Source organism: Actinophytocola sp., from assembly GCF_050699915.1.
In the GTDB taxonomy this organism is placed as follows: domain Bacteria; phylum Actinomycetota; class Actinomycetes; order Mycobacteriales; family Pseudonocardiaceae; genus Actinophytocola.
This window is the reverse complement of record NZ_JBOHGA010000300.1, coordinates 1-6267: the sequence shown is the minus strand read 5'-3', so window position 1 is coordinate 6267 and position 6267 is coordinate 1. Positions and strand designations below refer to the sequence as shown.

Annotated in this window: 9 protein-coding genes; 5 read left to right on the top strand and 4 right to left on the bottom strand. The window is 73.8% G+C overall.

The features are described 5' to 3' along the window. Both ACRDSK_RS30810 and ACRDSK_RS30805 read left to right on the top strand, forming a co-directional pair. Positions 1–370 (top strand): ROK family protein (locus tag ACRDSK_RS30810; protein WP_431444911.1); only part of this gene is annotated, 370 nt, incomplete at its 5' end. Between the two features lie 131 nt (positions 371–501). Beyond that, positions 502–933 carry a hypothetical protein gene (locus ACRDSK_RS30805; RefSeq protein WP_431444910.1) on the top strand — a complete coding sequence of 144 codons (432 nt, stop codon included), beginning with the start codon at positions 502–504 and terminating at the stop codon, positions 931–933. Between the two features lie 317 nt (positions 934–1250). Here the strand turns inward: ACRDSK_RS30805 and ACRDSK_RS30800 are convergent, their stop codons facing one another. Beyond that, positions 1251–1829, bottom strand: a complete 579-nt coding sequence (locus ACRDSK_RS30800; protein WP_431444909.1) for a dihydrofolate reductase family protein — start codon at positions 1827–1829, stop codon at positions 1251–1253. Between the two features lie 126 nt (positions 1830–1955). Here ACRDSK_RS30800 and ACRDSK_RS30795 point away from each other — a divergent pair, with 126 nt between their 5' ends. From ACRDSK_RS30795 to ACRDSK_RS30785, 3 genes are read left to right on the top strand one after another with little or no spacing between them, the layout of a single operon-like run. Continuing rightward, complete coding sequence (locus ACRDSK_RS30795; protein ID WP_431444908.1) at positions 1956–2939, top strand: sigma-70 family RNA polymerase sigma factor; 984 nt, start codon at positions 1956–1958, stop codon at positions 2937–2939. Beyond that, complete coding sequence (locus tag ACRDSK_RS30790; protein ID WP_431444907.1) at positions 2936–3508, top strand: TIGR03086 family metal-binding protein; 573 nt, start codon at positions 2936–2938, stop codon at positions 3506–3508. The genes ACRDSK_RS30795 and ACRDSK_RS30790 overlap by 4 nt, the downstream gene beginning before the upstream one ends. 9 nt (positions 3509–3517) lie before the next feature. Next, complete coding sequence (locus ACRDSK_RS30785) at positions 3518–4720, top strand: cysteine desulfurase-like protein (RefSeq protein WP_431444906.1); 1203 nt, start codon at positions 3518–3520, stop codon at positions 4718–4720. 9 nt (positions 4721–4729) lie between these two features. Here the strand turns inward: ACRDSK_RS30785 and ACRDSK_RS30780 are convergent, their stop codons facing one another. The 3 genes from ACRDSK_RS30780 to ACRDSK_RS30770 form a co-directional block, all read right to left on the bottom strand. Beyond that, positions 4730–5089: an STAS domain-containing protein gene (locus ACRDSK_RS30780; protein ID WP_431444905.1), complete on the bottom strand. Its 360-nt coding sequence runs from the start codon at positions 5087–5089 to the stop codon at positions 4730–4732. Between the two features lie 99 nt (positions 5090–5188). Continuing rightward, complete coding sequence (mbp1, locus tag ACRDSK_RS30775; protein WP_431444904.1) at positions 5189–5428, bottom strand: microaggregate-binding protein 1; 240 nt, start codon at positions 5426–5428, stop codon at positions 5189–5191. A 69-nt stretch (positions 5429–5497) separates the two neighbouring features. Beyond that, positions 5498–6267, bottom strand: a 770-nt coding sequence (locus ACRDSK_RS30770) for a hypothetical protein (protein ID WP_431444903.1), incomplete at its 5' end; no start/stop codon positions are given.

Sequence of the window (6267 nt, the reverse complement as noted above, 5' to 3'; positions counted from 1 at the left end):
GCTGCGCGCGGACGGGGTGCGCGCGCTGCCGGACGTGGTGCGCCGGGTCGAGGCGGGCGAGCCGCGGGCGGTGGCGCTGGCCGGCGACGCGGGCCGGCTGCTGGGCACGGTGCTGGCCACGGTCGTGACGATCCTCAACCCGCATCGCGTCCGGGTCGGCGGGGAGATCGGGTCGCTCGAGCCGTTCCGGGCGGGGCTGCTGGAGACGCTCGGGCAGCAGGCGCACGAGGTCGCGGCGCGCGGGCTGGACGTCGGGCCGGCCGTGCTCGGCGAGGACGCCTCGCTCGTCGGCATGGCGGGCCTGGCCGCGGACGCCGTGCTCTCCCCCGCCGCGATCGACGAGGCGGCGGCGAAGCTCGCCAGGACGTGACCCGGCGAGTGCGGTGGGTGGTCGTCGAGCCGTCGCCAGAAGTTTCTGTGGCTTTTTCGTGACCGGATGTCGTTTCCGGCGAGGGTGGTTCGACGTGTCTATGACAGCACCCAGTAGGGAAGGAAAGTCCGATGGCCACCACGCTGACCCTGGTCGAGAACCGGACCGAGCCGACCCTGCCGACGTGCACCCTCGCCAGCACACTCGCCAGCACACTCGCCACCGCACTGGCCGCTGAGGACCAGGCCGAGGACACCGGCTGGCTGGACCCGCTGGACCGGCTGACCTGCCGCGTGCACCGCCGCTGGATCCACGAGTGCAGCCACAGCGACCTGCACGTCATCCCGGTCACCGGGCACCGCTGGTGCCGCCCGTGCCGGCGAGCGCTGGAGATCGCGGTGGACGAGGTGACCGGCTCGGTCGCGCTGCACTGCCCCCGGTGCCACCGAGGCGCCACCACCCGCGCCGACCACCAACTCGTCGCCGCCTGCGAGGCAAGCCTGACCGCCTCCCGCGCCTCCCGATCAACCCACGCCACCGAGCTGCCAGCGTTGGCGGCGTAACCGAACTCCGGACGGCCCGGCCCAACGACGCGACGGGTCGTCCGGCACAGACCTAGCGACAACTGAATCCCCGGACCGCCCGGCCCAACGACGCGACGGGTCGTCCGGCACAGACCTAACGACAACTGAATCCCCGGACCGCCCGGCCCAACGACGCGACGGGTCGTCCGGCACAGACCTAACGACAACTGAATCCCCGGACGGCCCGGCCAGGGGGCGGGTCGTCCGGCTCCAACAGCGACGTTCGGGCGGTCCGGTCCGCCTCCCGGGACCGCCCGAACGTCGTTCCCCTCGGCCCGTACCTCAGCGCACCACCCTCAGCGCAAGACCCGGTAGCGGAGGTGCGTCGCCCGCGGGGTGCCGACCACCCGCAGCGGCTCCAGCTCGATCGTCTCGTCGCCGAGGTGTTCGAGCAGCCGCACGCCGCCGCCCAGGAGGATCGGGATCAGGTGGATCTGCAGCTCGTCGAGCAGCCCGGCCGCGAGCGCCTGCTGGGTGGTGGTCGCCCCGTGCATGCCGACCACCTTGTCCCCGGCGGCCGCCTTGGCCTGCTCGATCGCGCTGGGCACGTCATCGACGAACGTGAACACCGACGCGGCGTGCGCCGGCGGCGGGCGGTGGGTGACCACGAAGCACGGCACGTCGCCGGCCGGGCCGCCGTCGCCCCAGCCGCCTTCGCCCTCGCAGAAGTCGAACGAGCGGCGGCCCATCACGACCGCTCCGACGCCGGCCAGCATCTCGCCGATCACCTCGGCGTCGGGCTCGGTCTGGTACGGACTGAACAACCAGTGGTGCAGCGGCTCGCCGCCCTCGCCGAGCGGGTGCTCGCGGCTGTCGTTCGGCCCCGTCACGTACCCGTCGAGCGACATCGACATGCCGCAGACCACCTTCGTCATCGACTCCTCCTCGAGAGCTCACCGGCAGGCGAGGACATCATCGCCGAGGAACTCGACCGGCCGCCGATGAGTTTCCCGCGTCGGTCTGGTCTTAACTGTGGTAGGCCGAACCGAGAGGAGCCCGCCGTGACCGTCGCCGACAAGCCGGTGGAGCCGGACTTCCCGAGCCAGGCCGACCCGTACCGACGCGAGCTGCTGGCGCACTGCTACCGGATGCTCGGCTCGGTGCACGACGCCGAGGACCTGGTGCAGGAGACGTACCTGCGGGCCTGGCGCGCGTTCGACCGGTTCGAGGGCCGCTCGACGCTGCGCACGTGGCTGTACCGGATCGCCACGAGCGCGTGCCTGACCGCGCTGGAGAGCCGGGGCCGCCGGCCGCTGCCCGCCGGGTTGGGCGGCCCGAGCGAGGGCGCCGGGCAGTCGCTCGAGGAGCGGCCGGAGGTGCCGTGGTTGGAGCCGATGCCGTCCGGCACCGACTCGACCACCGACCCGGCCGCCGACCCGGCCGCCGTCGTCACCTCGAGGGAGAGCATGCGGCTCGCGTTCGTCGCGGCGCTGCAGCATCTGCCGCCGCGCCAGCGCGCGGTGCTGATCCTGCGGGACGTGCTGGCGTGGCGGGCCGCCGAGGTGGCCGAGCTGCTGGACACCACGACCGCGGCGGTGAACAGCGCGCTGCAGCGGGCGCGGGCACAGCTGGACGAGGTCGCGCCGACGCCGGAGTCGGTGACCGAGCCCGACGAGGAGCGGACGAAGGAGCTCCTGGCGCGCTACGTGGCGGCGTTCGAGCGCAAGGACATCGACGCGATCGTGTCGCTGCTCGCGCAGGACGCGGTGTGGGAGATGCCGCCGTTCGCCACCTGGTTCCAGGGCCCGGAGCGGGTCGCGCGCCACCTCGCCGGCCAGTGCCCGGGCGGGCCCGGCGACTTCCGGGTCGAGCCGACCTCGGCGAACGGCACGCCCGCGCTGGGGATGTACCTGCGCGGCGAGGACGGCGTGTTCCGGCCGTTCTGCCTGCAGGTGCTCACGGTCACCGGGTCGGCCTTCTCACACGTGGTGTCCTTCTTCGACCTCCGCCTGTTCGACACGTTCGGCCTGCCGAGCACCCGATGACCGCCGACCACGCGCCGGCCCCGCTGCTCGGTGGGGTCGGCCTGCTGGAACGCGCGATCAACTACCTGCTGGGCGTACTGCACGAGGTGCCACGCGTGGAGCTGACCGCGCCGACGCCGTGCGGCGACTGGAACCTGCGCCAGCTGCTCGCCCACCTCGACGAGTCCCTGGTGGCCCTGCAGGAGGCCACATCCGGGCACGTCTCCCTCGCCACCGCCGCCGAGCCCTCGGCCGACCCGGTGGCCGTGCTGCGCGACCGGGCGAGCTGCCTGCTGTCCGCGTGGACGCACACGACGAGGACCGCGGTGCGGGTCGGCGACGCCGACCTGACCACCGGGATCGTGGCCACGGTCGGCGCGCTGGAGGTGGCCGTGCACGGCTGGGACGTGGCGTGCGCGGTCGGCCGCGGTCGGCCCATCCCGCCCGCGCTGGCGGCGGAGATGCTTGCGCTGTCACGGTTTCTGGTGAGCGAGGCGGACCGGCCGGCCCGCTTCGCCGCGCCGGTCGAGCTGCCCGCGCGGGCGAAGCCGAGTGATCAACTTCTCGCCTTTCTCGGCCGCCGCCCCTAGGTTCTTGGCATGGTCTATGACGTTGCCGCCGTACGTGCCGAGTTTCCCGCGCTCTCCGAAGGCGCCGCCCACTTCGACGGGCCGGGCGGATCGCAGACTCCGGCCGTGGTCGCCGACGCGGTCGCCGGTGCGCTGCGCGCCGCGGTCGCCAACCGAGGCACGGTGACCAAGGCCGAGCAGCGGGCGGAGGAGATCGTCGCGGCGGCGCGGACGGCGGCGGCCGACCTCGTGGGCGGCACGGCGGGCGGCATCGTCTTCGGCCGGAGCATGACCCAGCTGACCTACGACTTCTCCCGCACGCTCGCCAAGAACTGGGGCCCGGGCGACGAGATCGTGGTGACCCGCCTCGACCACGACGCGAACGTCCGCCCGTGGGTGCAGGCGGCCGCGGCGTCCGGGGCGAGCCTGCGCTGGGCGAACTTCGACCCGGCCACCGGCATGCTGACCCCGGCCGACGTCGAGGCGGTGCTCTCGCCGCGCACCCGGCTGATCGCGGTCACCGCCGCGTCGAACCTGCTCGGCTCCCGCCCGGACGTGCCGGCGATCGCGGCCGCCGCCCGCCGGCTCGGCGCGTTGACCTATGTGGACGGTGTGCACCTGACGCCGCACGACCTGGTCGACTTCACCGCGCTGGGAGCGGACTTCTTCGCCTGCTCGCCGTACAAGTTCCTCGGCCCGCACCTGGGACTGCTGCACGCCTCGGCCGACGTGCTGGAGGCGCTGCGGCCGGACAAGCTGCGCCCCATGCCGGACACCGTGCCGGAACGGTTCGAGCTCGGCACGCTGCCCTACGAGCTGCTGGCCGGCACCACCGCGGCGATCGACTTCCTGGCGAACCTGGTGCCGGGCACCGGCAACCGCCGCCGGCGCCTCGTCGAGTCGATGACCACGCTGGCCAAGCACGAGGCGGTGCTGCTGGACCGGCTGGAGGCCGGGCTGGCGTCGATCCCGGCGGTGACCGGCTACGGAGACCCGGACCGCCGCCGCACGCCGACGGCGCTGTTCAACGTCGCGGGCCGGACGCCGGCGCAGATGTACCGGGGTCTTGCAGAGCGCGGCGTCAACGCGCCTGCCGGCACGTTCTACGCCTGGGAATGCGCCGAGCGCCTGGGGTTGGGCACGACCGGCGCCGTCCGCGCCGGCATCGCCCCCTACACCGATGAGTCCGATGTGGACCGACTGCTGGCCGGGGTGGCCGAGCTGGGGGGCTGACCGGCGGCGTCAGCCCTGTTCGCCGAGGGCGTCGGCCAGCGAGGCGTGCACGGAGAGGACCTGGTCCAGCGCGGTGACGTGGATGGCGCGGGGCACCACGCTGCCGGTCGCGACCAGGGCCAGTGGGATGCCGCGCTCGCGGCACGAGTCGTTCAGCTCGACGAGCAGAGCGAGTCCTGCCGAGCCGATGAACGTCACTCCGGACAGGTCGACGACCAGGGGCGACTGGGCGGTGGTCAGCTCGGCGACCGAGTCGAGGCGGTCACGCAGGACGGGCACCGTGGCGAGGTCCAGCTCGCCGCGGACGGCGACGACCACGGCGCTGCCCCGGGCGTCGACGTCCACCGTCAGCAGATCCGAAGAACCCACATCGCCTCCAGCCGTCTCGCGAGGCGATCAGCCTACAAACCTCGGCCCACACACGTGACGGCGCCGGTGGCAGAGCCACCGGCGCCGTCGGAAACCGTCTCATCGGTCCTGGTGAGACCGCTCCCGAGCCTCGTGCATGTCGGCCTCCGCGCGGGCCCGCTCGGCGGCCGCCTCCTTCTCGGCGACCTCCTGCTGGGCCTCGCCCTTGTCCCGCTGCGCCCGGCCTTCGCGCACCTTCGAGTCGTCGCCGGAGATCGCGCCTGCGGCCTCCTTGAGCCGGCCCTTCACGTCCTCGACGGCGCCCTTGACGCCCTCGGCCGGGCCGCTGCGCTCGGACATCTCAAACTCCTTCGCCTCGAATTCCTTGCCGGCCACGACGTACCCGGCGAAGGTCCACCGAAACGCGGGCTATGCGGGCCGCCGGCCGATCCGGCCCAGCAGCGCCGCGAGCTCGCCCGTCGCCACGTCCCGGTAGGCGGCGGAGATCAGCAGCCCCTCCAGTGCGCGCAGCCAGCGGTCGAGGTCGGCCTCCGCCATCAGCCCGGTGTCGGCCCGCACGGTCACTCCGGTGCCGTCGACGAGCACGGCGAACGCGTTGCGGTCCGGCGTACGCGACCAGGTCAGCGAGGACCGCTCGGCGGAGGCGCGCAGCGCCGACTCCTCGGGCAGTGCGGGCACGTCGCGGCGGAACAACCGGGAGTCGTCGAAGCACGCGAACGGCGCCGTGGACACCGAGTCCGCGAGCAGGTCCGGGTCGTAGCGGGCGAACCGGTGCGAGCGCATCGTCTCCCGCCGGGCCAGCTGGACCAGGTCGCCGAACGTCGGCGCCGCGAGGTCCAGCACCAGCACGCCGTCCTGGGCGATCGCGGCCACGACGTCGCGGCGGTCCGGGTAGAACCGGTTGCTCACCACCGTGCGCAGCCCCGCCACCCGGGCGCCGGTGAGCGCGCCGAGCAGCCCGGCGGTGGCGGCGAGGTACACCGTCGCCGCACTCACCCCGTGCCGGCCGGCGATCACGTGCACCGCGGTGTCCATCGCGACCGACCGCAGGCTCGCCGTGCGCCGCTCGCCCCGCACGCCGGCCGCCACGGGCTCGAGCCGGTTCAGCTCCTCGGTCCAGAACCGGATCGCGTTGCCCGTGAGCCGGGCGCCGTGCGCGGAGCGCTGCAGCCGCGCGT

Coding starts and splice junctions, on each gene's coding strand:
- ACRDSK_RS30805 (WP_431444910.1), top strand. CDS start 502: ATGGCCACCACGCTGACCCTGGTCGAGAACCGGACCGAGCCGACCCTG.
- ACRDSK_RS30800 (WP_431444909.1), bottom strand. CDS start 1,829: ATGACGAAGGTGGTCTGCGGCATGTCGATGTCGCTCGACGGGTACGTG.
- ACRDSK_RS30790 (WP_431444907.1), top strand. CDS start 2,936: ATGACCGCCGACCACGCGCCGGCCCCGCTGCTCGGTGGGGTCGGCCTG.
- ACRDSK_RS30785 (WP_431444906.1), top strand. CDS start 3,518: ATGGTCTATGACGTTGCCGCCGTACGTGCCGAGTTTCCCGCGCTCTCC.
- mbp1 (WP_431444904.1), bottom strand. CDS start 5,428: ATGTCCGAGCGCAGCGGCCCGGCCGAGGGCGTCAAGGGCGCCGTCGAG.